Source organism: Chromobacterium sp. IIBBL 290-4, assembly GCF_024207115.1.
GTDB lineage: Bacteria > Pseudomonadota > Gammaproteobacteria > Burkholderiales > Chromobacteriaceae > Chromobacterium.
In genome coordinates, this window is record NZ_CP100128.1 from 2524580 (window position 1) to 2550777 (window position 26198).

17 protein-coding genes are annotated in these 26198 nt (G+C 62.4%); 15 read left to right on the plus strand and 2 right to left on the minus strand.

Annotated features, from left to right (window positions below; genetic code table 11):
* Positions 1 to 5: 5 nt before the first annotated feature.
* Entirely contained in the window at positions 6 to 293 is a 288-nt protein-coding gene (locus NKT35_RS11590) for a DUF2218 domain-containing protein (RefSeq protein ID WP_254301294.1), read from the minus strand.
* Positions 294 to 409: 116 nt separating this feature from the next.
* On the minus strand, positions 410 to 2512 hold the full coding sequence (locus tag NKT35_RS11595) for a TonB-dependent receptor domain-containing protein (protein WP_254301296.1): 2103 nt from the start codon (positions 2510 to 2512) through the stop codon (positions 410 to 412).
* 318 nt (positions 2513 to 2830) lie between these two features.
* On the opposite strand from NKT35_RS11595, the gene NKT35_RS11600 reads away from it, so the two are divergent.
* The 15 genes from NKT35_RS11600 to NKT35_RS24105 all read left to right on the plus strand — a co-directional run bounded on the left by NKT35_RS11600 (position 2831) and on the right by NKT35_RS24105 (position 26177).
* On the plus strand, positions 2831 to 3559 hold the full coding sequence (locus NKT35_RS11600) for an S-methyl-5'-thioinosine phosphorylase (RefSeq protein ID WP_254301303.1): 729 nt from the start codon (positions 2831 to 2833) through the stop codon (positions 3557 to 3559).
* Positions 3560 to 3807: 248 nt separating this feature from the next.
* Positions 3808 to 4578, plus strand: coding sequence for a glucose-1-phosphate cytidylyltransferase (gene rfbF / locus NKT35_RS11605; protein ID WP_254301304.1), 771 nt, complete (start codon positions 3808 to 3810; stop codon positions 4576 to 4578).
* Positions 4563 to 5633 (plus strand): CDP-glucose 4,6-dehydratase, encoded by a 1071-nt coding sequence (gene rfbG, locus NKT35_RS11610; protein WP_254301305.1) that lies wholly within the window; start codon positions 4563 to 4565, stop codon positions 5631 to 5633. Before rfbF ends, rfbG begins: the two co-directional genes overlap by 16 nt.
* A gap of 4 nt (positions 5634 to 5637) precedes the next feature.
* Entirely contained in the window at positions 5638 to 6951 is a 1314-nt protein-coding gene (gene rfbH, locus NKT35_RS11615) for a lipopolysaccharide biosynthesis protein RfbH (RefSeq protein WP_254301306.1), read from the plus strand.
* A 13-nt stretch (positions 6952 to 6964) separates the two neighbouring features.
* On the plus strand, positions 6965 to 8452 hold the full coding sequence (locus tag NKT35_RS11620; protein ID WP_254301307.1) for an N-acetylneuraminate synthase family protein: 1488 nt from the start codon (positions 6965 to 6967) through the stop codon (positions 8450 to 8452).
* Positions 8453 to 8454: 2 nt separating this feature from the next.
* The gene (locus NKT35_RS11625; protein ID WP_254301308.1) at positions 8455 to 10284 is read left to right on the plus strand and encodes a thiamine pyrophosphate-binding protein; all 1830 of its coding nucleotides are present in this window, start codon (positions 8455 to 8457) and stop codon (positions 10282 to 10284) included.
* Between the two features lie 3 nt (positions 10285 to 10287).
* Positions 10288 to 11442 carry a class I SAM-dependent methyltransferase gene (locus NKT35_RS11630; protein WP_254301309.1) on the plus strand — a complete coding sequence of 385 codons (1155 nt, stop codon included), beginning with the start codon at positions 10288 to 10290 and terminating at the stop codon, positions 11440 to 11442.
* Positions 11436 to 12029, plus strand: coding sequence for an NUDIX hydrolase (locus NKT35_RS11635; protein WP_254301310.1), 594 nt, complete (start codon positions 11436 to 11438; stop codon positions 12027 to 12029). The genes NKT35_RS11630 and NKT35_RS11635 overlap by 7 nt, the downstream gene beginning before the upstream one ends.
* Positions 12030 to 12146: 117 nt before the next feature.
* Entirely contained in the window at positions 12147 to 13259 is a 1113-nt protein-coding gene (locus NKT35_RS11640; protein ID WP_254301311.1) for a radical SAM/SPASM domain-containing protein, read from the plus strand.
* A gap of 39 nt (positions 13260 to 13298) precedes the next feature.
* Positions 13299 to 14099 (plus strand): hypothetical protein, encoded by an 801-nt coding sequence (locus tag NKT35_RS11645; RefSeq protein ID WP_254301312.1) that lies wholly within the window; start codon positions 13299 to 13301, stop codon positions 14097 to 14099.
* A 26-nt stretch (positions 14100 to 14125) separates the two neighbouring features.
* Positions 14126 to 15178 (plus strand): NAD-dependent epimerase/dehydratase family protein, encoded by a 1053-nt coding sequence (locus NKT35_RS11650; protein WP_505190916.1) that lies wholly within the window; start codon positions 14126 to 14128, stop codon positions 15176 to 15178.
* 75 nt (positions 15179 to 15253) lie between these two features.
* Complete coding sequence (locus NKT35_RS11655; protein WP_254301314.1) at positions 15254 to 18796, plus strand: glycosyltransferase; 3543 nt, start codon at positions 15254 to 15256, stop codon at positions 18794 to 18796.
* A gap of 156 nt (positions 18797 to 18952) precedes the next feature.
* A complete protein-coding gene (locus tag NKT35_RS11660; protein ID WP_254301315.1) occupies positions 18953 to 20707 on the plus strand; it encodes a B12-binding domain-containing radical SAM protein in 1755 nt (584 codons plus the stop codon).
* Positions 20708 to 20916: 209 nt separating this feature from the next.
* Positions 20917 to 24774: a glycosyltransferase gene (locus NKT35_RS11665; RefSeq protein ID WP_254301316.1), complete on the plus strand. Its 3858-nt coding sequence runs from the start codon at positions 20917 to 20919 to the stop codon at positions 24772 to 24774.
* 173 nt (positions 24775 to 24947) lie between these two features.
* The gene (locus tag NKT35_RS24105; protein ID WP_305883478.1) at positions 24948 to 26177 is read left to right on the plus strand and encodes a flagellin N-terminal helical domain-containing protein; all 1230 of its coding nucleotides are present in this window, start codon (positions 24948 to 24950) and stop codon (positions 26175 to 26177) included.
* Positions 26178 to 26198 lie beyond the last annotated feature (21 nt).

A 26198-nucleotide genomic window follows, 5' to 3' on the forward strand; every position in this document is an offset into this window, starting at 1 on the left:
CCCGCTCAGGCTTCAGCTTGCCAGGCAAGCTTGAGTTCCGGTTGCTTGGCCATCAGCCCCAGGTGCTCGTCCATGATGAATTCGATCTTGGCCAGCTTGTCGGCGGCGTCGGCTTCGCACCACATCGCCAGGGTGTCGTCGGCGCGTTCGATGCGGCACACGCCGATGGGAAACTGGACGTGGGCGCGATGGCTGTCGAAATCCACCGGCACTTTCAGCGCGTAATGCTTGCACAGCTTGTACAGCACCTTGTCGGCATTGGGCGTGGTGAACGAGGCGCGGCTCTGGGGCATGATGTTTTCTCCATTCTTTAAAACGGGACGCGGCAGTTAGCGAACCGCAGGGGTTCGGCAACTGCCGTGCAGGGCTTCCCGCGCCGCTCGCCAGGGGCGGACGGCGCGCGCGGGGCTTAGAACTTGCCGCTCAGGGTCAGCCAATAACGGCGGCCCTCGTCGACCATCCAGTTGCCGTTGAGCGGGCCGACCACATTCGGAACCGAGTTGCCGACGCGGTCATCGATGGCGACGCTGCGGTCGCCGACGTTGAGCACCGCGAAGTTGAGGTCGAAGTGCTTGCTCAGCTTGTAGCTGCCGCCCAGGTCGAAGGTGCTGGAGCCGCCGCGGGTGCGCACGCCGTAGGCGCCGTTGCGGAAGCCGGTGTAATACTGCTTGCCTTCGAAGTTGAGGCGGGTATACAGGCCCAGCTTTTCCATCGGGGTCCAGTCCAGCTTGACGTTGCCGGAATGTTCCGGCGTTTTGTCCAGCGGCATGCCTTCCAGCGACTGGCCGGAGAAGGTGGTGTCCTTGCCGCCGTGGCGCTTGGACTTGGTGTAGGTGTAGTTGCCGGACAGCGACCAGCTAGGCGCGAAGGCCCAGTTGCCGGACAGCTCCAGCCCGTGGATGTTCACCGCGTCTACATTGCCGTAAACATAAACGCGCGACGGCTTGCCCTTGGAGACCAGCTGATTGCTGAACTGGTCGGTGCCATAGCTGACCACTTTGTTCTTGAACTGGTTGTAGAACAGCGTGGCGTTGGCGCTCAGCCCCTTGTTGTCGTCGAAATGCGCGCTGGCCTCGTAGGAGGTGCTTTCCTCCGGTTTCAGGTTGGGGTCGCCGCACAGCAGGCCCACTTCGATCTGCTTGCCGGTGCGCATGCAGAAGCCGGCGGCGCCCTGGCGTATGGTCGGCGCCTTGAAGCCCTTGCCGAAGCCGCCCTTCAGCGTCCATTGCGGGGTGAGCTGTTCCACCAGGTAAACGCGCGGCGTGAAGTGGGTGCCGAAGATGCTGTGATGATCGACGCGGCCGCCGCCGGTCAGTTTCAGGCTGTCGGTGATGTCGTAAGTATCTTCGCCGAACAGTGCCCAGGTATTGATGGTCACCTTGTCCGGGTTGGCCGCGCCCCGGTACTTGAAGCGGGAGGGATCAAACGCTTCTTGCGCTTGCAGGCTGGAGCCGACTTGCTGGCCGATCTGCGAGCCGAGCTTCAGCGTGTGCCTGTCGAGCAGAATGGACAATTGCGCGTCCAGCGTGCTGTTGGTGATCTTCAAATCCTTGCCGTCGTTGACGCCGTTGGTGTCGGAGCTGGACTTGTCGATTTCCTGATACAGGGCCACGCTGGAGCGCAGCGCGCCGTATTTGCCGCTGTGGCTCAGGCTCCAGTGGTCGCGGGTGTCGAGCTGGTCGTATTTGTCGGAGCCGGCGGCCAGCGATTTGCCTGGCGTGGTGGTCTTGCGCAGCGTGTTGTGGCCGGCCTCCAGCGTGATTTCATTGCCGGCGTTCGGGGTGAGGCTCAGCTTGGCGTTGATGTCGCCCACATGGACCGCATCCTTGCCGCCGTCGCGGCTCTTCGGGAAATAGATGCTGTCTTCCGCCTGATTGTTCAGCGCGCCATACAGCTGCAGCGACAACAGGTCCTGTTGCAGCGGGCCGCCCACCCAGAAGCTGCTCTGGCCGGTGTCGCCCTCGTTGGCGTGCTCGGTGATGGTGCCGCCCAGGGTCATGGCGCCGTGCCATTCCTTCAGCGATTTGCGGGTGATGATGTTGATCACGCCGCCCATGGCGTCGGAGCCGTACAGCGAGGACATCGGGCCGCGCACCACTTCAATGCGCTCGATCGCTTCCAGCGGTGGAATCTGGTACTGCTGGAAACCGCCGGTGCCGCGGCTGCGCGCTTCGCGGGTGTTCTGGCGGCGGCCGTCCACCATGATCAGCGTGTATTCGCCGGGCAGGCCGCGGATGGAAATGTCCTTGTCGGCGGGGCCGGAGCCGTTGACGCTGACGCCTTCCAGATTGCGGATGGCGTCGGCCAGATTGGTGAAGGGCTGCTTTTCCAGCTCTTCGCGGGTGATGACGGAGATGCTGGCCGGCGCTTCCTTGATCTTTTGCTCGTAGCCGGTAGCGGTGACCACCACGCGCTCCAGTTCGGACGGCGCTTCGGCTGCGAGGGCGGGTTGGAGAACAGCGCCTAGCGCCAGCGCGCCGGAAAGCGGCAGGATGGATTTGATACAGAGCATGAAGGTGCTTTCACGGAAGTGATTTATCTGGATTCGCCTCATTTTTGGGCGAATTTGAGAATAATTTTCGTTTAATTATGCTTTGAAGATTAATTTTGTGCAAATGAAAATTATTCACATTTGATCTTGTGCAAACGCGGGTCTGGCGCTTGCTCCACGCGCGGATAAAAGATTTCTTAGCACTTATGTCTAAGGCTATCGCCAGGCTTCAGGATTCGGACATAATCAGACTGTAAGACAAGCGCGGCGTCATTCCGTCCGCGCCGATAACAGCATGGCCGCAGGCTGGACGCAGCCGCAGGTCGGGGAGGGACGAATATGTTGGCAATCATAGGCGGCAGCGGGCTGGCCCAGCTGCCCATTCTGGAAGTCACTCACAGGCAGGTTGTGCGCACGCCTTACGGCGATCCTTCCTGCGCGCTCACCTTCGGCAAGCTGGCCGGACAGAACGTGGTGTTCATCGCCCGCCACGGCTACGGGCATTCGCTGGCGCCGCATGAGATCAATTACCGAGCCAATCTCTGGGCGCTGCATAACCAGGGCGTGAAAAGCGTGATCGCCATCGGCACCGTCGGCGGCATTCGGCCCGATATGGCGCCGGGGCGGCTGGTGGTGCCGCACGACATCATCGATTACAGCTGGGGCCGCAAGCACACCTATTTCGAAGGGCCGGAGCGGCCGGTGGTGCATGCCGAGTTCACCTCTCCGTATGACGAAAACCTGCGCGGCCGGTTATTGGATGCGATCAAGCTCTCCGGCATCAGCAGCGCGCGCAATGGCGTTTACGCCTGCACGCAGGGGCCGAGGCTGGAAAGCGCGGCGGAAATCCTCAAGCTGGAGCGGGACGGCGCCGACATCGTCGGCATGACCGGCATGCCGGAGGCGGCGCTGGCGCGGGAGCTGGACTTGTCCTACGCCCACCTGTGCCTGGTGAGCAACTGGGCCGCCGGCAAGGGCCATCAGCGCAAGGTCGAGTTCGATCCCGCCGTGGCGGCCAAGAGCGTGCAGGACTTGATGGATACCTTGGGCGCTTTTTTTAACAGTTGAAAACAGGCGCTTGCGCTGGAGCGGCTTGACCGCTGTCAACCGCGCCGGCGCGCGCCACGTTGAGCAGCGGTCCTGCGCGGAGGCGGGATGCCGCGGCATTTCTCGCTCAAGCCTCCGGTATTTAAGGTCGATAGATACAAACAGCTCTCTCATGAAGGTGGCGCTTATCGATGCCGCACTTCAGGAGAGGCTGCGTAGATCAATGCTGACGCCTATGGAAGTCATGGGCGCGATGAGAGAGACGATCCATGAAAGCTGTGATTTTGGCCGGCGGTTTGGGCACGCGCATCAGCGAAGAATCGCATCTTCGCCCCAAGCCGATGATAGAGATAGGCGGCAAGCCCATCATCTGGCACATCCTGAAGATCTATTCCGCTCATGGCATCAATGACTTCATCATTTGTCTGGGTTACAAGGGGTATGTGATCAAGGAGTATTTCGCCAACTACTTCCTGCATACCTCCGATGTCACGCTGGACTTGAGCAACAACCAGATGCATGTGCATGAGCGCCATGCTGAGCCGTGGCGGGTGACGTTGGTGGATACCGGCGAGAGCACGCAGACCGGCGGCCGTCTGGGGCGGGTGCGCCGCCATCTGGAAAACGAGGAAGACTTCTGCTTCACCTATGGCGACGGCGTCAGCGACATCGATATCACCGCCGCCATCGAATATCACCGCAGCCAGGGCGTGGAAGCCACCGTCACCGCGGTGCACCCGCCGGGACGCTTCGGCGCGCTGGAGATCCGCAATGAGCGGGTGGAGTTCTTCAAGGAAAAACCGCGCGGCGACGGCGGCATGATCAACGGCGGCTTTTTTATTCTGAACCCCTCGGTGCTGGACCTGATAGACGGCGACGACACCATCTGGGAGGCCGAGCCGCTGGAAAACCTGGCCAGCCGCGGCCAATTGGCGGCCTATGAGCACAATGGCTTTTGGCAGCCCATGGATACCTTGCGCGACAAGAATATGCTGGAAGAGCTGTGGCAAAGCGGGGAGGCCCCGTGGAAGCTGTGGTGAATCCCGCCTTCTGGGCGGGGCGGCGCGTATTCCTGACCGGCCATACCGGCTTCAAGGGCGGCTGGCTCAGCCTGTGGTTGAGCGCCATGGGCGCGGAAGTGCATGGTTACTCGCTGGCGCCGGAGCAATCGCCTGCGCTGTTCGAGGCCGCCGATGTGGATAGCCGGACCGCGACGATGCTGGCCGACATCCGCGACGCGGCGGCCCTGGCCGAGGCCGTCCGCTCCTGTCGCCCCTCCATCGTGTTCCATCTCGCCGCCCAGCCGCTGGTGCGGCAAAGCTACGCCGATCCGCTCGCTACGTATTCCACCAATGTGATGGGCACCGCGCATCTGCTGGAGGCGGCACGTCATTGCGCCTCGGTGGAGGCGGTGGTGGCCATCACCACCGACAAGTGTTACGAAAATCATGAGTGGCCGTGGGCCTATCGCGAAAGCGACGCGCTGGGCGGCCATGACCCGTACAGCAGCAGCAAGGCTTGCGCCGAGCTGGTGTGCGCGGCGTATCGCCGCTCCTATCCGGACATGGCCCCCATCGCCACCGCGCGCGCCGGCAATGTGATAGGCGGCGGCGACTGGGCCGCCAACCGGCTGGTGCCCGACCTGCTGGCGGCTTTCGAGCAAGGCCGCTCGCTGGCCATCCGCAACCCCGCCGCCATCCGCCCCTGGCAACATGTGCTGGAGCCGTTGGCCGCTTATCTGCGACTGGCGGAACGGCTGGCGCAAGGGCAGGCCGGCGCGGCCTCGGCCTGGAATTTCGGTCCGGCCGACGACAGCAACCAGCCCGTAGCCTGGGTGGCCGACACCATGGCCCGGTTATGGGGCGGGGCGGCGTCCTGGCACAGGGACGGCGGCGATCATCCGCACGAGGCGCAAATGCTGCGGCTGGACAGCGCCCGCGCCCGCGGCGAACTGGGCTGGAAGCCGCGCTGGCACCTGGAAACCGCTTTGTCCGCCACGCTGGCCTGGCATCGCGCCTGGCGCCGCGGCGATGACATGCAAGACTTCACGCTGGGCCAGATCGCGGCCTATATGCGCGATCCATCGGAGAAATAAAGGCATGACAGACACTACTCGCGAAGCCATCCTCGCTTTGGCGCGGCAGTACGCCGAGGAGCGGTTCGCCGAGACGGCCTTCCGCCCCGGCCAGAGCCCCGTGCCGCCGTCCGGCAAGGTGATAGGCGCGGACGAAATCGCCAATATGGTGGACGCCGCGCTGGACGGCTGGCTGACCACCGGCCGTTTCAACGCGTCCTTTGAGGCGCGACTGGGCGAGTTCATCGGCCTGCCGCACGTGTTGACCGTCAATTCCGGCTCGTCGGCCAATCTGGTGGCCTTCACCGCGCTGACCTCACCCAAGCTGGGCGAGCGCGCGATCCAGCCGGGCGACGAGGTGATCACCGTGGCTGCGGGTTTCCCCACCACGGTCAACCCCATCATCCAGAACGGCGCGGTGCCGGTGTTCGTCGACGTGCAGCTGCCGACTTACAACATCGACGCCGATCTGCTGGAGGCCGCGCTGTCGCCGCGCACCAAGGCCATCATGATTGCCCACACGTTGGGCAACCCCTTCGATCTGGAAAAGGTGGCCGCCTTCGCTAGCAAGCATGGCTTGTGGCTGGTGGAGGACTGCTGCGACGCGCTGGGCTCCACCTTCAAGGGCCAGAAAGTCGGCACTTTCGGCGACATCGGCACGCTCAGCTTCTATCCGGCCCACCACATCACCATGGGCGAGGGCGGCGCGGTGTTCACCCGCGATCCGCAACTGCGGCTGATCATGGAGTCGGTGCGTGATTGGGGGCGCGACTGCTACTGCGCGCCGGGCAAGGACAATACCTGCGGCAAGCGCTTTGGATGGCAATTAGGTCAATTGCCCTGTGGCTATGACCACAAGTACACCTATTCCCATATGGGGTACAACCTGAAGATCAGCGATATGCAGGCGGCCTGCGGCCTGGCTCAGATGGACCGGCTGGAAGGTTTTATCGAGGCGCGCAAGCAGAACTTCGCCTATTTGAGCGAGCGGCTGCAAAGCTGCGCCGAATTCCTGGTGCTGCCGGAGGCGACGCCGGGCGCGGACCCGTCCTGGTTCGGCTTCCCGCTGACGCTGAAGCCGGAGGCGCAGGTCAGCCGCGTCGACCTGCTGCATTACCTGGACCAGCACCGGATCGGCACCCGCTTGCTGTTCGCCGGCAACCTGATCCGGCAGCCCTATATGCAAGGGCGGAATTACCGCTGCGCGACGCCGCTGCCGGTGACCGACCGCATCATGAACGACACCTTCTGGATCGGCCTTTATCCTGGCCTGAGCCGGGAAATGCTGGATTTCACCGTCGAGAAGCTGGAAACCTTCCTCGGCGCCAACTTCGACTAGGGAGAGGCCCACCATGAGCAAGCCGCTATTCATCTTCGAGATGGCCAACAACCACATGGGCAACGTCGAGCACGGCGTCGCGCTGATCCGCGCCATCCGCGAATCCTGCCAGGGCTTCGATTTCGACTTCGGGTTCAAGCTGCAGTACCGCAACCTGGACACCTTCATCCACTCCAGCTTCAAGGGCCGCGACGATGTCAAATACGTCAAGCGCTTCGAGGAGACCCGGCTGCAGCCGGAGCAGATGCAGAAGCTGGTGGCCGAGATGAAGGCCAACGGCTTCAAGGCGATCTGCACGCCGTTCGACGAGGAGTCGGTGGACCTGATCGAAGAACATGGCATCGAGATCATCAAGATCGCCAGCTGTTCGTTCACCGACTGGCCGCTGCTGGAGCGCATCGCCCGCAGCGACAAGCCGGTGGTGGCGTCCACCGCCGGCGCGCGGCGCGAGGACATCGACAAGGTGGTCAGCTTCATGCTGCACCGCGGCAAGGACCTGACCGTCATGCACTGCGTGGCCGAATACCCGACGCCGGACGACCATCTGCACCTGTCGCGGATCAAGGCGCTGCGCCAGCAGTACGCCGGCGTGCGCATCGGCTATTCCACCCACGAAGACCCGGACTTGATGGAGCCCATCATGCTGGCCGTCGCCCAGGGCGCGACGGTGTTCGAGAAGCATGTGGGCCTGCCGACCGACCAGTACGGCATCAACAATTACTCGGCCAATCCGGAGCAGGTCCGCCGCTGGCTGGCCGCCGCCGCGCGCGCGCTGGCCATGCTGGGCGACGGCGAGGACGACGCGGTGTCGGAAACCGAGCAGGCCAGCCTGCGTTCGCTGCGCCGCGGCGTGTTCGCCACCCGCCCGGTCGCTGCCGGCGAGGCGCTGACCGCCGACAACGTCACCTTCGCCTTCCCGCCGGTGGAAGGCCAGCTGACCGCCAACGAGTGGTCTAAGTATGTCCGCTACACCGCCAAGGCGCCGATCGCCGCCGACGCGCCCGTCATGGCCGCCGCGCTGGAGCCGGTGAACCTGCGCGACAAGGTGCAGAAGGCGGTGGAGGCGGTAAAGGCCTTGTTCAAGCGCGGCAAGATCGTGGTGCCGGGCCGCTCCGAGCTGGAAATCTCCCACCATTACGGCATGGAGCGTTTTCATGAATACGGCCTGACCATGGTGACCGTGGTCAACCGCGAATACTGCAAGAAGCTGATCGCGATGCTGCCGGGCCAGACCCACCCGGAGCAGTACCATCACAAGAAGGAAGAAACCTTCATCGTGCTGTACGGCGAGATGACCATCTGGCTGGACGACGAGGAGCGCCAGGCCCAGGCCGGCGACGTGATCACCGTGCAGCGCGGCGTGCGCCACCGTTTCCATTCGCGCAACGGCGTGGTGTTCGAGGAAATCTCGTCCACTCATTACGTTGACGATTCCTACTATACCGACGAGCGGGTCAGCGCCAACAAGGACCGCAAAACCCGCCTGACCTACTGGATGTAAGCATGACAGCAAAGCTTGTCCGCCTGGCGGACTACGTGATGGATTTCCTGGCCGCGCGCGGCGTGCGCCATGTGTTCCTGCTGCCCGGCGGCGGCGCGATGCACCTGAACGACGCGCTGGCGCAGCAGCCTGACATAACAGCCGTGCACTGCCACCACGAGCAGGCCTGCGGCATCGCCGCCGAGGCCTACGGCCGGCTGGCCGAGCGCACCGGCGTGGCCATGGTGACCACCGGCCCCGGCGCCACCAATATCCTGACGCCGGTAGCCGGCGCCTGGATCGAATCGTTGCCCATGCTGGTGATTTCCGGCCAGGTGAAGCGCGCGGATTTATTGCAAGGCAGCGGCCTGCGCCAGAAGGGCGTGCAGGAGGTGGACATCGTGTCCATGGCCAAGCCGGTGACCAAGTACGCCGTCACCGTCACCGATCCGCAGGCCATCCGCCGCCATCTGGAGGAGGCGCTGCATCTGGCGCACAGCAGCCGTCCCGGCCCGGTGTGGCTGGACATTCCGTTGGACGTGCAGGCCGCGCCGATCGACCCCGCCAGCTTGCAGGGCTATCAAGCCGAAACGGAGGCCGCGGAGGCCGGGCCAGGCTATGTCGCCGCCATCGCCGAGCTGTTGAAGCAGGCCGAGCGGCCGTTGATCCTGGCCGGCCACGGCGTGCGCATCGCCGGCGGCGCGGATGCCTTGCGTCGGCTTAGCGAGACGCTGCAGGTGCCGGTGGCCGCCACCTGGAACGCGATGGACCTCGTGCCGTGGGACAGCCCGCTGTGCGCCGGCCGCCCAGGCGTGGTGGCGTTGCGGCCGGGCAATTTCGCGGTGCAGAACTGCGATCTGTTGATCGCCATCGGCAGCCGTCTCGACAACATCCTCACCGCCTACAACCCCAAGGGCTTCGCCCGCGCGGCGCGCAAGGTGGTGGTGGATGTGGACGCCGCCGAGATCGCCAAGCTGGACATGGAGATCGACCTGCCGCTGGTCATGGATGCCAAGGCCTGCTTGGAAGGGCTGCTGGCGGCTGGTGACAGCTTGCCCAAGGCCCGGTGGCAGCCGTGGCTGGACCGTTGCGCCGACTGGAAGCGCCGCTATCCGGTGCAGGACGGCGCGCCGTTCCCGACGAGCGGCCAGATCAGCCACTATCACTTCGTCGAGGCGCTGTCCGACGCCGCGCCGGCGAATACGCTGATCTCCACCGGCAGCTCCGGCCTCGCCGTCGAGGTGTTCTACACCGTGTTCCGCAACAAGCCGGGCCAGCGCGTGTTCCTGACCTCGGGCCTGGGTTCGATGGGTTACGGCCTGCCGGCGGCGATAGGCGCCTGTCTCGGCAACGGTTCCCAGCCGATGATCGCGGTCGAGAGCGACGGCAGCCTGCAGCTGAACCTGCAGGAGCTGGCGACGCTGAAAGCTCTGCAACTGCCGATCCGCCTGTTCATCATGAACAACAACGGTTACGCGTCGATCCGCAACACCCAGCGCAATTATTTCGACAGCCGCTACGTCGGCACCGGGCCGGAGGCCGGCGTGCTGATTCCGGATGCGCTGGACCTGGCCGAGGCTTACGGCCTGCCGGCGGTGCGCATCGAGCGCGTGGAGGATCTGGCAGCGGGCCTGGCCAAGGTGATGGCCCATCCGGGCCCGATACTGTGCGACGTGCGGCTGAACGAGAACGAGACGCTGCAGCCCAAGGCCGCCGCGCTGCCGCAGCCGGACGGCTCGATGCTGTCTATGCCGCTGGAGGACATGTCGCCGTTGCTGCCGCTGGAGACGCTGCGCGCGGAAATGCTGATCCCCTTGCTGCCGGCGTCGGAAGCCGCCAAGCGGGACGTTTGAACGATGGCCGCCGTGATCGATCACTGCCGCATCTGCGCGCAGCCGCTGTTTACCGAGCCTTTGCTGGTGCAGCATGACATGCCGGCCGCGGCCCAGGGCCTCCCGACGGCCGAGCAGCTATCCGCCGATAGCGGCGTGACGCTGGCTTTGCGCCAGTGCGGCGGCTGCGGCCTGGTCCAACTGGACGCCGAACCGGTGCCGTACTGGCGCGACGTGATCCGCGCCGCCGGCATCTCGCCGGACATGCGCGCTTTCCGCCTCAAGCAGTTCGGCGGCTGGCTGGCCGAACACGCCCTGACGGGGCGCAAGGTGCTGGAAGTCGGCTGCGGCCGCGGCGAGTATCTGTCGCTGCTGGCCGAGGCCGGCGCGGACGCCTATGGCATCGAGCATCTGCCGGCATCGGTCGATGCCTGCCATCAAGTCGGCTTGCGGGTGGAGCGAGGCTTTGTTGACGGCCCGGAAACACGGTTGGGGGAAGGCCCGTTCGATGGCTTCATGATCCTGAATTTCCTCGAACACATCCCGACCGCGCAACTGACGCTGCAAGGCATCGCCGCCAATCTGGCCGACGGCGCCATCGGCATGGTGGAGGTGCCCAATTTCGACATGATCATCGAAAAGGGCCTGTTCGCCGAATTCATCCCGGACCATTTGTTTTATTTCACCGAAGGCACGCTGACCCGGCTGCTGGAAGCCAACGGCTTCGAGGTGCTGGAGTGCCGCGCCGAATGGCACGATTACGTGCTGTCCGCCATCGTCAGGAAACGCGCGCCGTTGAACCTGTCCGCGCTGGCCGCTTGTCAGGGAGGACTGCGCGCGTCGTTCGACGACTTCCTGGGCCGTTTCGAGCCCGGCAGAGTGGCGATCTGGGGCGCGGGCCACCAGGCGCTGGCGCTGATCAGCCTGATGGGCATCGCCGGCCGCATCCGCTACGTGCTGGACTCGGCGCCGTTCAAACAGGGCCGCTACACGCCGGCCACCCATCTGCCCATCGTGCCGCCGGCGCGGCTGGACGACGGCGAGGTGGACGCGGTGATCGTGCTGGCGGCCAGCTATTCGGCCGAGGTGGCGCGGCTGATCCGCGAGCGCCACGGCAGCCGCTTCGCGGTGGCGGTGATGGGCGAGGGCGGTTTGCGCGAGGAGAAGGCGGCATGCTGAGCGAGGAACGCCAGGACGGCTCCGCCATCCGCCAAGCGATAGAAACCTTGCGCGAGGCCATAGGCTCGGCGCGCGAGGGCTTGCCGGAGGAGGTGTTCCTGTTCGTCAGCAGCCTGACGCCCATGGTCAATGTCGATCTGCTGATCCGCGACGATGCCGGACGCACGCTGCTGACCTGGCGGCATGACCGTTTCTATGGTCCCGGCTGGCACGTGCCCGGCGGCATCCTCCGCTTCAAGGAGAGCTCCGCCGCGCGCATCGCCGCGGTCGCCGCGCATGAATTGGGGGCGGAGGTGGATTTCGACCCCGTTCCCTTGTGCCGCCATGAACTGGTGAATGCCAGCCGCGATGTGCGCGGCCACTTCATCTCGCTGCTGCATGCCTGCCGGCTGCGCTCGGCGCCGGATGAGCGGAAACGCTTCAATCCCGCCGCGCCCCGGCATGGCGATTGGGCCTGGCATCAGGCGTGCCCGCCGGATTTGATCCCGGTGCACGAGGTGTATCGGGGCTTCATCAATGGAGATTCCATTGCGAGGGGATGCCCTTCGATTCAAGTTTCTGGTAATAATGCCGAAAAGTCTGAATAGAAATGCGCAAACCAACAATCAGACAGAAACATCATTCTGCAAAGCGTCGCTGGCACACTCGAAATAGCTGAATACCCATCCCGCGAGCTGATCCGGCGGGATGGCCTGGAGAAACACATGAATGCTCCGCTGGAAACCACCAACCTGGCCCTGAGCCAGGCTGAGCTTGCCAAGCGCAACGACCTTGCGCTGCGCAAGCCTTACATCGCCGCCAAACTGGCGCGCATAGCGGAAATGGAAGAGAGGGGCGAGATCAGCCCCATCATCCGGCTGGAGAAGAGCTATCTGTGCAATTTCAAGTGCACGCACTGCTCGGCCGAATACTATATGGACCGCCACCTGAAGAACGTGATCAAGGTGGTGGACACCCGCAGCAAGATGGAATACGAAGACATCCGCAACCTGTCGCGGCAGGCGGATGAGCTGGGCCTGGCCCGCTTCGTGATCACCGGCGGCGAGCCGCTGGTGATGAAGGATCTGGACGATGTCGTGGCAGCCATCGATCCGGACAAGCATTATGTGATCGTCGACAGCAATGGCTGGTTCCTCGACCTGGAGCGCGCCAAGCATCTGAAGTCCATCGGCGTGGAAAAGATCCAGATGTCGCTGGACAGCTTCGTCGAACAGGACCATGACAACTTCCGCAACAAGCCCGGCTCCTACAAGCGGGTGATGCGCGCGGTGGACGCCTGCCTGGACGCCGGCCTCAACCTGATCCTGTCCACGGTGCTGGTCAAGGGCCGCGCCAAGACCGAAGAATTCCGCCAGATGTGCGAATACTCCACCGCGCGCGGTTTCGGCCTCTACGTGTCCTACGCCAAGCCCACCGGCTCCTGCACCGAGCATCCGGAATTCGTCATCGACAAGGAAGACGCCGACATCCTGCGCCAGATGGAGAAGGAGTACAACGTCTTCACTCATATGACGCCTTCTTACGGCTCGCACAAGGGTTGCATCACGGTGAAGGGCATCATCACCGTCACCTCCACCATGGAAGTGACGCCGTGCCCGTATATCGACTTCTCCATCGGCAATCTGCGCGAAACCCCGCTGAAGGAAGTGCTGGCGCGCGGCATGCGCAATCCTTGGCTCGGGCCGCACCGGCCGGACTGCCTGATCGGCGAAGACCCCAAGTTCATCAAGATCCATACGGAAAAAACCGCGGGCGCGAAATTCCTGCCGCTGCCGTGGGGGCAGGGCTTCTCCGACGAAGACTCGCTCTACGACTAATCGCGGCGCGCAGCCCAAAACACCGTAAAGGCAATCTCGATGAACGCACCAGACATGATCCAAACCGCGCCGCGTTTCGACGCCCATGGCCGCTGCCTGCCGCATGACGGCACCCAGGCCGCCTGCCATAGCCAGACGCGACGCTACTTCCTGGCCGAGCAGCCGGCCATAGACTATGCCGCCATTTATCGGCGCACGGTCGCCCAGCTGGGCGAAACGGCGGGCGTGGACGCGGCCGAGTTCGAGCGCCGCGCCCGCGGCATCTTCGCGCGGCTGGCCGATGACCCGGCCGCGAGCAATATCCTCAATGGCCCGGCCGTCCCCTTCCTGCTGCCGCAAGCCAGCCACGACGATATCGGCGAGGCACTGGAAAGCCGCTATCTGCCGGCGGTGGGGCGAGGCTTCGCCGAGGCGCTGCCGGAGTATTGTTTCACCAACCACCATAAGGCAGGCCTGTCCGGCAAGCTGACGCCGACAGCCGGCGCGAGACACGAGCGCTTGATCGAGGCCATGCGCCGCGGCCCGGTGGTGGGCGTCTACTTTCCCTGCCTGCTGGAGTATTCGATACCGGCGGCCATAGAGCAGATCGCCGCGCTGCCGGAGTTTTTCCTGCTTGCCGGCGGCTATGACAGCTGCGCCGCCTTCCTCGCCGCGCCCGACCTGCTGCTGCGCAGGAAGGGTTATCCGCCCTTGCTTTGGCTATCCGGGCTGGATGCGGAAAAAGAAGGCTGCGGCTATCACTTCGAGGCGTATGGCTACGATCTGACCTTCAACCGCCGCGTTCATCAAAACATGGCGGCCGAATATTGGGCCAGCGCCCTGGTGGTATTGGCGGAATAAAGCGGATGCGCCCGAACAGCTTGACCATGCGGCCGAGCCGAGAACTGAGTCAGGACCTGGATGCCGCCCTTGGGCGGCAGCCCGACGTGTGGCAGAGCCTGCGCGGCGCGTCGCTGTTCATCAGCGGCGGCACCGGCTGGTTCGGCCGCTGGTTGCTGGAAACCATCGTTCACGCCAATGCCCGGCTGGGCGCAGGCATCCACGTGCTGGCGCTCAGCCGCGACCCGGATGCCTTCGCGCGCCGCGCGCCGCACCTGGCCGCCGATCCGGCCATCCGCTTTCATCGCGGAGATGTGCGCGATTTCGATTTCCCGAGCGGCCATTTCAGCCATTTCCTCCATGCGGCCACCACCTCTGCGCATGAAACGTTCCAGGGCGAAACGCCCTTGGGCAAATTCGACACGCTGGTGACCGGCACCCGCAGGGTGCTGGATTTCGCCGCCGAGGCCGGTCCCGAGCATTTTCTGTTCACCAGCTCCGGCGCGGCCTACGGGACCTCGCCGAGCGGCATGCCGCTGCGGGAGGACGATCCGGTCGCGCCTGACACCATGAATCCGGTCACGGCGCTGGGACAGGCCAAGCGGGCGGCGGAGTTTCTTTGCGCCGCCTACGCCCAGCAGCATGGCTGGCACCTGAGCGTGGCGCGCTGCTTCGCCTTTGTCGGCCCCTTCATGCCGCTGGACATCCATTATGCGATCGGCAATTTCATCCAGTGCGCGCTGCGGCGAGAGCCTATCATCATTCAAGGGGATGGCTCGCCCTTGCGCTCCTATCTGTACATGGGCGATTTGTCGGTCTGGCTGATGGCTTTGCTGCGGCGCAAGGGAGAATCGGCTTTGTTCAATGTCGGTTCGGACGAAGCCATTTCCATCGCCGATCTCGCCTATCTGGTGCGCGACCGTTTGCATCCCGGGGGCGAGGTGAGGATTCTCGGACGTTCTGACGTCAATGTCGGCAATCCGGCGCGAAATCTGTATGTGCCCGATATCGGCCGGGCGCGCGCGGAACTGGGTTTGGAGCCATGGACATCGCTGGCCGACGCCATCCAATTCTCCGCCGATGCGTTTATCTCTTCATGACCTTGCCCGCTTGAAATCGGGCCAGCTTAGCGTTTCTGCCCCGGGCGGGGCGGGACAACATGAAAGCAAGCCACTATGCAGATCGAAAAAAAATTCTACAACGAGAAGCACCGGCCTTATTACATCTGCGCGCCAGGCTTCACCCGGGTGTCCAACGGCGTCCGGGCCATGCACTTGCTGTGCCATTATCTGAACAAATTGGGCGAAGAAGCCTATGTGTTTTCGCCGGAGACCGATCCCAAGCTCAGGACGCCGTATCTGACCCAGGACATCGTGGACAGGCACAAGGAGACTCAGCGTTCGCCCATCGTGGTGTATCCAGAAGTGGTGCACGGCAATCCGCTCAATGCCGCGGCCGTGGTCCGCTACATCCTCAACCACCCGGGTTTGCTGGGCGGCCCAAAGGATTATCCCGAGTCTGACATGCTGGTGTTTTGGCACCAGGATTATGTCGACGCCGCAAAATACGCCGACCCGTCCTTTATATTCATTCCCTCCATCGATACCGGCATTTTCAATAATGACGATAATGCCCATGACGAAAAACGGGATAAGGTGCTGGTGTATCCCGGTCGCTATAAGCAGGCGCAGCGGGATTACCCCGAGCTGTTTCGCGATTCCATAGTCATCACCTACGACTGGCCGCAGAGCCATGAGGAGCTGGCTGCCTTGTTGAGACAGGGCAAGGTGCTGTACACCTTCGCCAATTCGGCCATCATTTCCGAGGCCTTGCTGTGCGGTTGCCCGGTGGTGATCAAAGAGACCGTGTATTCCAAGAAGCCGGAAGAGAGAGCGGGCGTCGCGCTCGGCTTGGCCTTGCCCGGCGCGACTTTTGTCGATACGCCCGACGGCATTGCTGAAGCGCATGGCAAAACAGCGGATTATCAGCAGGTTTATCACCAGTACCAGCTTGAGTTGCTGGCGCAGCTGGAAAGTTTCATCGAAAAATCACAGCTATTGCCCAAAGGCGTGGCGAGCGATGTGGTGTTTCCTTCGTTCAAGCCCCAGGTGGTCGAACGCAGCCCGGAGGAAATCCGTTACGAGGGTTGGCAGCAGGGGCACGCGCTGAATGCCGCCGACGCGCAGCTGCATGCGGAGCGGATGGCGCGCACCTGGACTGGCCAGCCGCGTTTCATCATCATGATGCCGCTGACGGCGGAGCGTCTGGCGGATGCGATCAACACGGTCAATGCGGTATCGCAGCAACTCTACAAGCAATGGCAGCTGATTTTCGTCGCCGATTTCGACGAGCCCAGCGCGGCGTTCCAGAATTCCGAGGTACTGGGCTGGCTGCGGATAGACGACGCCAACGATCCGGCGCAGTTGACTCAGGCTTACGCCGCCGTGCTCGGCGCTTTGCCATGCGATTGGATGGCCATTCTTCCGCCAGGGGCGGAGCTGGCCGGCAATGCGCTGCTGTCGGTGGCGGACTACGCCGCGCTGCATCCGGAGTGGCAGGTGATCTATTCCGACAGCGATACGATGCGGGAGGGCGGCCAGTGCGCCGATCCGGTTTTCCGTCCCGACTTCAATCTGGATTGGCTGCGCGGCAGCGACTATATCGGCCGCAGCGCCTGGTTCCGCCGCGACGCCTTGCAAGAGGCCGGCGCGTTTTCAGGCGCCGGCGCGGATGGTTTCGACGCCTTGCTGCGCATCCATGATCGTTGCGGCGCGGGGGCGGTCGGTCATATCGCCGATATCCTGCTGCATCTGCCCCCCTGCGTGCAGCGAGGCGAAGAGGCTGCGCAGGAGAGGGCGCTGGCCGAGCATCTGGCCCGCGAGGGCGGACAAGGCCGTGTGGCGTCCGGCCTGCTTGGCGGCGTTCGCCGCATCCATTACCCCGCGCCTCAAGCCGCGCGGCTTTCCATCATCGTCTCCGACGAAGGCGAATCTTTCGATCTGTTCGCGTGCATCGATGCCCTGTCCAACGGCTGGGATGGCGTCGATGCAGAAATCCTGGCGGTCTCGGCGCGGGAGACGATCCCCGCCGACGCCGCGAGAGTAGCCTGCGAGCAGGAGGCCACTCGCCGCGAGCGCTATGCGCTGGGCGCGGCCGCCGCCCAGGGAGATTTCCTGCTTTTCCTCGACAGCCGGGTTGAGCTGGCCCAGCCGGACGCGGTGGCTACCTTGTTGAGCTTGGCGGCCAGGCCGCAAGTCGGCGCCGTCGCGCCGCGCTTGCTGCGACCCGACGGCAAGACCATCTGGCGCGGGCCGATCTTGCTGGGGGCGGATGAGGGCGCGGCCACGCTGTTTGACGGCTGCGATGCGCAAGCGCCCGGCCATTTGCGGCGTCAGCAAGTCGAGCATAGTCCAGGCGCGGTCTTGCTGGATTGTTTGCTTATCGCCCGCTCCGTTTATCAGCAGATCGGCGGGGTGGACGCGGCCTGGCCCGATGAGCTCAGCGCGGCGGCGGATTTCAGCCTTAAGCTGCGCGCGGCGGGCTTGCCGCCGTTATGGACGCCTTTCGCGTCCGCGGTGCGCCATGGCGGAAACGACGAGCTAGGCGACGCCGCGGCCTTGCCTTTGCGCTGGCAAGGCCGGTTGGGCCATGACGGGTCTTACAACCGCCATTTGAGCCTGGATAGCCGGCAAGCCTTCCAGATCGATGATGCGTTTCCGGCGGGATGGGATGGCGCGTTTCATGAGCGCAATCGGGTATTGGCGCTGCCGGGCGCGTCGGAGGCCGGCGCGGCCAGAATGTCAGCTCCCTTGCGCAAACTGGCGGAGGAAAGCCAGTGCCAACTGACGATGGCGTCCGCAGGGCAGCGTTTGCCCCGCGAAGGGGAGTTCGAACGCTTGGCGCCGAATACGGTGCTGATGACGGCACGGTTCGAGCCGGAGCAACTGGATAGATTGCGCGGGCTTAAGCAAAGCCGGCCGGATTTGCTGTCGGTATTGCTGGTGGATGGCATGGAGTCCGGCGCCGATATGAGTCCGCGCTATGGCATGGCCTACCTTCAGGCGCTGGCGCGCGAGGCGGATCGGATCATCGTGCCCACCGAGACGCTGCGGCAGCAGCTCGGCGGCTTGGCGGCGGACGTCAGATTGATTCCAAGCGCTTTGGACGAGGCCTGCTGGGAGGGGGTGATTTCGCTGCGCCGCACCGGCAGCCGTCCACGCTTGGGTTGGGTGGGAACGGCGGTGGAGGCTGAGGATTTGCTGCTGCTCAGCGGCGTGATGCTGGCGACGGTCGCCGAGGTGGACTGGATCGTATTGGGCGAATGCCCTGAGGTGATCAAGCCGTATCTGGCGGAATGCCACGCCTATGATCTGGACAGCGAGGGTTTCCCCCGAAAATTGGCCAGCTTGGGCTTGGACCTGGCGGTGCTGCCCAAGGTGGAGGAGGGGGGCGACGAAACCGCTCGCACCCTGCGCATGCTGCAGTTCGGCATATTGGGCATTCCGGTGATCGCCACTGCGATGGGCGAGCTGCGGGCGGGCGAGGCGCCGATTACGCGCGTGAGCCGCGATTTGGCCGATTGGGGGCAGGCGGTGCTGCATTTCGCGCGCGATCCTGAAGCCGCCGCCCAGGCCGGCGACGCCTTGAGCGGCTGGGTGAGGGCGAATCGTCTGTTGAGTCAGCACTTGCCCTCATGGCTGCGGGCAATCAGCCGATAAAGAGTAAGTCGGCCGGCTGCGGGGGCGCAGCCGCTCGGATCACCCAAGCGCGCGGTCTTCGCCGCGGGTTTTATTCAGTTCACAGGATTGCGGATTCATGGCGGGCGAGAGGGGAAGGTTCCCGGCTCTCGCCGGCGATGGATAGTGGAGGGTAGGATGAAGAAACTTTTGCTGGTTGTGCCCATGCACATTTCCTGGGACTCGTTCACCAAGCCTGAGTATTACAATGTGCAATTGACCAAGGCTGACGGGAAGGTCTACAACATCCCCCGAACCGACCTGCCCTTGGGCCCCTTGTCCATTTCGGCGTACCTGAAGAAATTCGTCGATGTCGAGGTCAAGCTGATCGACTTCAACGCCGAGGTCAATGCCCTGGACGCCGTGCCTTTCGATTGCTTCGAGTCCTTGTGCCGTCATTTTTTCCAGCAGGCCGCGGATTTCGCTCCCGACTTTGTCGGCATCTCGTCCTTGTTCAGCCCATCCTTCCCCAACTTCATGGATTGCGGGCGCATGGCGAAGGAAGTTTGGCCGGACAGCATCGTAGTGGGCGGAGGCAATATCCCGACCAACAGCTACGAGCAGATTTACCGCGATATGGGCTGCACCTTTTTCGACGCGCTGTGCTTCGGCGAGGGCGAGAAGCCCATGCTGCACCTGCTGCAGGCGGAGGACGTCCAGGCCTATCTGGCGGGGTCCGAGTCCTGGATCACCCGCCAAAAAGTAGTGGGCGAGATGCTGTTCGCGCCCAAGCACGACTTTATCGACGATCTGGATGAGATCCCCTTCTTCGATTACGACCTGTGCGATCTCGACAAGCACGAGATCAACCAGGTGGTGGCGTCCTATCATAATCTGGATAAAACCCGCGGCTTCCATGTGATGACGTCGCGCGGCTGTCCCTTCCTGTGCACCTTCTGCGCCTCGCACCGCACGCACGGGCGTTCGATGCGCTATCACTCGCTGGAGCGGGTGCGCGAGGACTTCACCCGGCTGACGGAAAAGTACGGCGCGCAGACGGTGATTTTCCAGGATGACCACCTGATGGCCGATTCCGACCGGGTGTACAAGATTCTGGACATCGTCAAATCGTTGAACCTGAATTCGGTGTATCAAAACGGCCTGACCCTGTACGCCTTGGACATGCCCATGCTGCAGGCCTTCTGGGATGCCGGGGTGCGCCATTTGGTGCTGCCGGTGGAAAGCGGCAGCGAGAAGGTGCTGAAAAAGCAGATGCGCAAGCCGTTGAAGATGAAGATCTCCGAACGGGTGGCCAGGGATTGCCGCGAGTTGGGCATCTATACCAACACCAATATCCTGATCGGCATGCCGGGCGAAACCAAGGAAGATCTGGAAGAGGCGCGCCACAATCTGCGCGAGATCGCTTCCAACTGGTTCAATATCGCTTGCGCCAGCCCCATCGTCGGCAGCGAGATCCACGACATCTCCAAGGCCAAGGGCTATATCAAGATCAATGATTTGGGTTCGGACTACCGCACCGCGGTGATCAATACCGAGGACTTCAGCGCCGAGTTTATCCAGGAGTATCAATACTTCATGAACCTGGACCTGAATTTTGTTCACAATTACGACTTGCGCTGCGGCAACTACGCCTGGGCGGAACGCGGGCTGAAGAATGTGTTGCGGCTCAAGAGCGACCACGCTTTCGCCCATTACTATCTGGCCAAGTGCTATCGGGAAAGCGGTCAGGCGGCATTGGCGGAGCAACACTACAGCCAATACCTGGAGTCGATCCAGACGCCGTTCTGGGGCCGCTGGGCCTGGGTTTTCGGCCTGGAGGGCGTGGATCGCGGCCAGTGGTCGCGCGAGCATTACGGCTTGCTGGCCGATATCCTGGACCCGCTTCCCCAGGCGATGCCGTCGGCGGGCGAGCCCATTGCCGCCCAAGCCTGATCGCATCCGCTTACCGCATCGGCAGGCCTTGACCTCGGTCCAGGCCTGTTTTCTTGCGTCATGCGCGGCCATGGCATGCCAAGCCATCTGACTGCTATAGTGGCGCAGACATCGTTTGCCGGCGCGGCCATGCTTTTTTCTGGCCTCGCGACAGATTCGATTCATTCATGTTCTAGCGAGCCGCAGCCATGAAAACACAGGAAATCAACGTGGAATCAAAACAACCTCGCAAACCGCGTATCGGCGTGCTGACACGCGATCTTCAAGACGCCGCCTGTTACAAGCTCCGCCTGGGCGACCCGCTCAGCCTGATGTCGCCGGTGCTGGAGGCCTATCATTACAAGAACCAGGCCGATCACAGTTTCGAGGGCGTTTATCCCTTTGAGGAGGACCAGGACTTTGTCGATACGATGGACATGTTCATCGTCCAACGCTTGTTCCCCTATCCGGAATTCCGGCCCCTGCTGGAGATGATGGTCGAATCCGGCAAGCCCATTGTTTACGAGATCGACGACTGGCTGCTCGACATGTCGGAGCAGCACGTGATGTACGCCATCTGCCAGCCTTCTTTCGAGGGCATCGAGTGGCTGTTGCCCAAGTGCTCGCTGGTGACGGTGTCCACCGAGACCCTGGCTGAGAAAGTCCGGCCTTATAACGACAAGGTTTTCGTCTTTCCCAACTACTTGGCGGCTGACCGTTTGGTGTCGCCGCAGCCGCACAGCGGCCAAGTGACGATAGGTTTTGCCGGCACCAGCACCCACGCCCAGGATGTGGCGATGATCTCATCGGCGCTGCTGCGCATTTACCACGAGTATGCCGGCCAGGTGAAGTTCGTGTTCTGGGGCGATGTGCCGCCGGACTTTGTCGGCATCAAGGATGTGCGCAAGGTGCCGGAATTCGTCACTTATAACGAATACCTGTCCGAACTGGCCAAGCTCAAGATAGACATCGGCATCGCGCCGCTGGCGCAGACAGAGTTCAACGATTACAAATCCGATATCAAGTGGCTGGAGTACGCGGTGGTCGGCGCGGCCGCCGTGGTGTCCGATGTGCCGTCCTATCAGGATTTGAAGGATACGGAATTGGCCGTCGTCGTCCCCAATACCGAAGACGGCTGGATGAGCGGCATCAGCAAACTGATCGATGACCCTGACTTGCGCATGCGGCAAGCAGAAGCCGCGCGCAGGCATGTATTGGAAAATCGCCTGCTGGAAAAGCAGGTGGGCGGTCTGCTGGAAAAATACACAGCATTGCTGCCCGCGCAGCTGAAGCCGCAAGCGCTGACCCAGATGGGCAAGGTGGTGACCTACGCCCTGGCCGAAAACGATGTGGACGGATTGAAGGCCTACCGCAAGTGGGTGAAGCGCCGCCAATTGCGCGAGGTCCATGCCGAACAGCTGGCTGAGCGCATCATGACAGGCTGGAAACATATCCCGACCTTCAATGTGATCATGCTGGCGCCTTCCAGCAGGCTGTCCCGCCTATCGGAAAGCTTCTCCGCGATGGAAAATCTGCTGTACCGGCATTGGCGTTTGCTGGTGATTTCCGATGCGCCGGAGCCGGACCCGATTTTCAGCGCCAGCCCGCAGCTGGGGTGGGTGCAAGTGGCTGAGATGGAGGATGAGCAGCAGATTGCGGCCATGGTCAATGGCATCGTCGCCGATGTGCCAGCCGATTGGGTCATACTATTGCCCGCGGGCGCTCGCTTGCAGCCCAATGCGCTGGCGCGGCTGGGCGAGGAGATACACGCCCATCCCGAATATGGCGCGATTTATACCGACCATGACGTGGTGTCGCCGATGGGCAAGCGCTTCCGGCCGGCCTTTTTGCCGGACTTCTCGCCGGAATACCTGCGTTCCATGGACTATATCAGTTACGCCGTGGCATTCAGCAGCGAAGCTTTGGCCAAGATAGGCGGCATCCGGCCTTATCCGCGCGCGCATTGCTATGACGCCTTGCTGCGCTTGTACGAGGGTTGGGACCGCGCCGCGATCGGCCACGTCGACGATGTGCTGGTGTCCTTGCCCTGGATCGATCCGAAATGGGACAGCCTGGGCAATGCCGCCCGCCGGGTGGCGCTGGAGGATCACGCCAAACGCTGCGGCCTGCCGGTTTCGGTGTCCGACGGCCTGGTGCCGGCGACTTACCATTACGAGTACCAGTTGCTGGCGCAGCCATTGGTATCAGTCATCATTCCGACCAAGGACAAGCTGGAGTGCCTGGCGCCTTGCCTCAACAGCCTGTTCGGCATTACCCGCTATCAGAACTTCGAGGTGCTGATCGTCGATAACGGCTCGGAAGATCCCGAAACCTTCGAATTCTATGAGTTGGTCCAGGCTCAGTATCCAGACCGGGTGCGGATTCTCAGCTACAACGCGCCGTTCAATTTCTCCGCCCAATGCAATCTCGGAGCGCGCGAAGCGCGTGGCGAGTACCTGCTGCTGCTCAACAACGATATTGAAATCATTTTCGCCAACTGGCTGGAGCGCTTGCTGGCGACGGCGCAGCAACCGGGCGTCGGCGCGGTGGGCGCGCGGCTCCTGTATCCGGAAATCGGCCGGGTGCAGCATGCCGGCATCGTGCTGGGCATGCCGGGGGGCATGTATTCGGTGGCGGACCATGTGTTCGAAAGCATGGATTACCTGTTCCCCGGCTATATGAACCGCAGCCTGACCATGCAGAACTATTCCGCCGTCACCGCGGCCTGCCTGCTGGTGGAAAAACAGATTTACGATCTGGTGGAGGGCATGAACGAGGAAGTGTTCCAGGTCTGCTTCAATGACGTGGACTTCTGCCTCAAGGTGCAAGCCCAGGGTTTGCGCAATATCTACAACCCGTTTGTGGTGCTGTATCACCATCACGCCAAGAGCATAGGCCGGGTCACGACGGACCCGCGGCCGGCACTGAAGGCCGCGGTGCGCGAGCGCGAGGAAATGGAGGCCATGCTTGGGCGCTGGCTGCCGGTGATGGCCAACGATCCGGGCTTCAACCGCCATCTATCACTGCGCACGCCGCGGGTGGCCATTGAATCCGACCGCATCGTCGCCTGGGACGCCAAGATGCCGGGCCGCAAGAAGGTGTTGGGCATTCCTGTGCCTGGCGGCAGCGGCGAATATCGTTTGAGCCAGCCTTTGCAAGTGCTGCAAGAGAAGGGCAAGCTGGACGGCGAAATCCACCAGCCCTCTGCCGGCATTCCCACTGTGGTGGAGCTGGCGCGCCAGGCGCCGGATGCGCTGCTGCTGCACACCGGCATCAGCGACTACATCTATGAAACCATGGATGCCTATCGCCGCTATATCCCGGATCTGCGCATTGTGTTTGGCCTGGATGACCTGGTGGGCGGCGTGCCGGAAAAGAGCAGCCTGTACGACCACTGGTCGCGCCATTATCCGGATGCCAAGCAGCGGCTGCGCCGCGTGCTGAAGCTATGCGACGCGGCGGTGGTGTCAACTCAGCCCTTGGCGGACTTCATCCAGAAAATGGTGGGCGAGGTGGCGGTGGTGCCAAACCGGCTGCGCAGAAGCATCTGGGGCGAGCTGAAGTCGGAACGCCGCTTGGGCGACAAGCCGCGCGTGGGTTGGGTAGGCGCGGGCCAGCATCGCGGCGACCTGGAGCTGATCCATGAAGTGATCCGCGCCACCCGCAAGGAAGTGGACTGGGTATTCATGGGCATGTGCCTGCCGCAGTTCCGCCCCTATGTGGCCGAGGTCCACCATGCCGTTACCTTCGCTGATTACGCGGCCAAAGTGGCGAGCCTGAACTTGGATTTGGCGGTGGCGCCGCTGGAGATCAATCCCTTCAACGAAGCCAAAAGCAATCTGCGCCTGCTGGAGTACGGCGTGCTGGGCTGGCCTGTGGTCTGCACCGACATCTATCCCTATCAAACCAATAACGCGCCGGTCTGCCGGGTGCCGAACCGGGCGGAGGCCTGGATCGAAGCGATCCGCGCGCGCGCGAATGATTGGGATGCGTTGGAAAGAGAAGGCGACGCCCTGCGCGGCTGGTTCAACCAGCATTACTGGCTGGAAGACCATTACGAAGACTGGTTCCGCATTCTGCACGGCTAGTCAAAACACCTGTCTATCCAATGGCCCTGCGGGGCCATTTTCTTTTTCTGAATTCTGCTTTAGCAGGATTTTTTGGTAAAAATACCATTTTCATAAGCATTTCCCTTGTTCGGCCGATTTTGCATGCATAGGCACGAATTCATTCCGGCCGTTGGGCCGACAAGGGGAATCACATGGCAATCACCGTCAATACCAACCTGTCCTCGCTGGGCGCCCAGCTGAACCTGAACAATTCCAGCCAGATGCTGAACCAGTCGCTGCAACGGCTGTCCTCCGGCCTGCGCATCAACAGCGCCAAGGACGACGCTGCCGGCATGGCGATTTCGCAGACGCTGAATTCCGCTATCCGCGGCAATAACCAAGCCATTCGCAACGCCAACGATGGCGTATCGGTGGGCCAAACAGCCGAAGGCGCGCTTGGCCAGATCGCCAATAATTTACAGCGCATTCGTGAAATCGCAGTGCAAGCCTCTAACGGCGGCGTTAGCGATCAGAACCGTTCGCAGTTGCAAAATGAAGTGGACCAACTGACGCGTGAAATTTCGCGCTCTATCCAAACCACGGAGTTCAACGGTACCAAGTTGTTGCAAGGTGGCAGCAAGCTGACTTTTCAAGTGGGTTCTAAGGGCCAAGACGATAATAAAATCAGCATTCAGACGACGAATCTGGCACAAGCGGGGATCGATCCCAGCAAGTCGGCAACAGACTTGGCTGCGCTGGCGACGCAGGCCAAAACGGATGCGGCTACGCTTGAAACTAGTTACAAGTCCATTTTTAAAACTGCGCCGACTAATGTAAATGATGCGATCGTAGATACGAACCTGAATACAGGTGTGACGATGCAACGTGCGCAAGAGTTGCAGCGTGGGCAGTTGAACAAGCAGAACGAATATCTGCAGTTGGACATGGCAGCCAAAAGCAAGCTGGTAGACGATGCCGAAGCGACCATTGCCAAAGGGGGGACTGTAGCGAATATTGCAACTTTGCGCGGTGATCGCGATACGGCTAAAGATGCGTTGAGCACTTTTACTAAGAGTAATCCGGCAATCGGTACTTCTAGCGGGCTGAATACCTATAATGACAACCTGTCAGCCACCAAGACTGTGGATATTACCAGCCAAGATGCGGCATCTAAGGCCCTCAGCTTGCTGGATAAGGATATCGCACAGATTTCTGACTTGCGTTCCACTTTTGGCGCGGTGATGAACCGTTTCGATGCCGTGGTCAGCAATCTGAGCAACTACACCCAGAACCTGACCGCTGCCAACAGCCGCATCATGGATGTGGACTTCGCATCGGAAACTGCCAATCTGACCAGAAACCAGATTCTGCAACAGGCCGGCGGCGCCATCCTGAAGCAGTCCAACTCCTTGCCGCAAGCCGCGCTGTCGCTGCTGCAATAAGGCGTTTAAGCATGAGCTCCC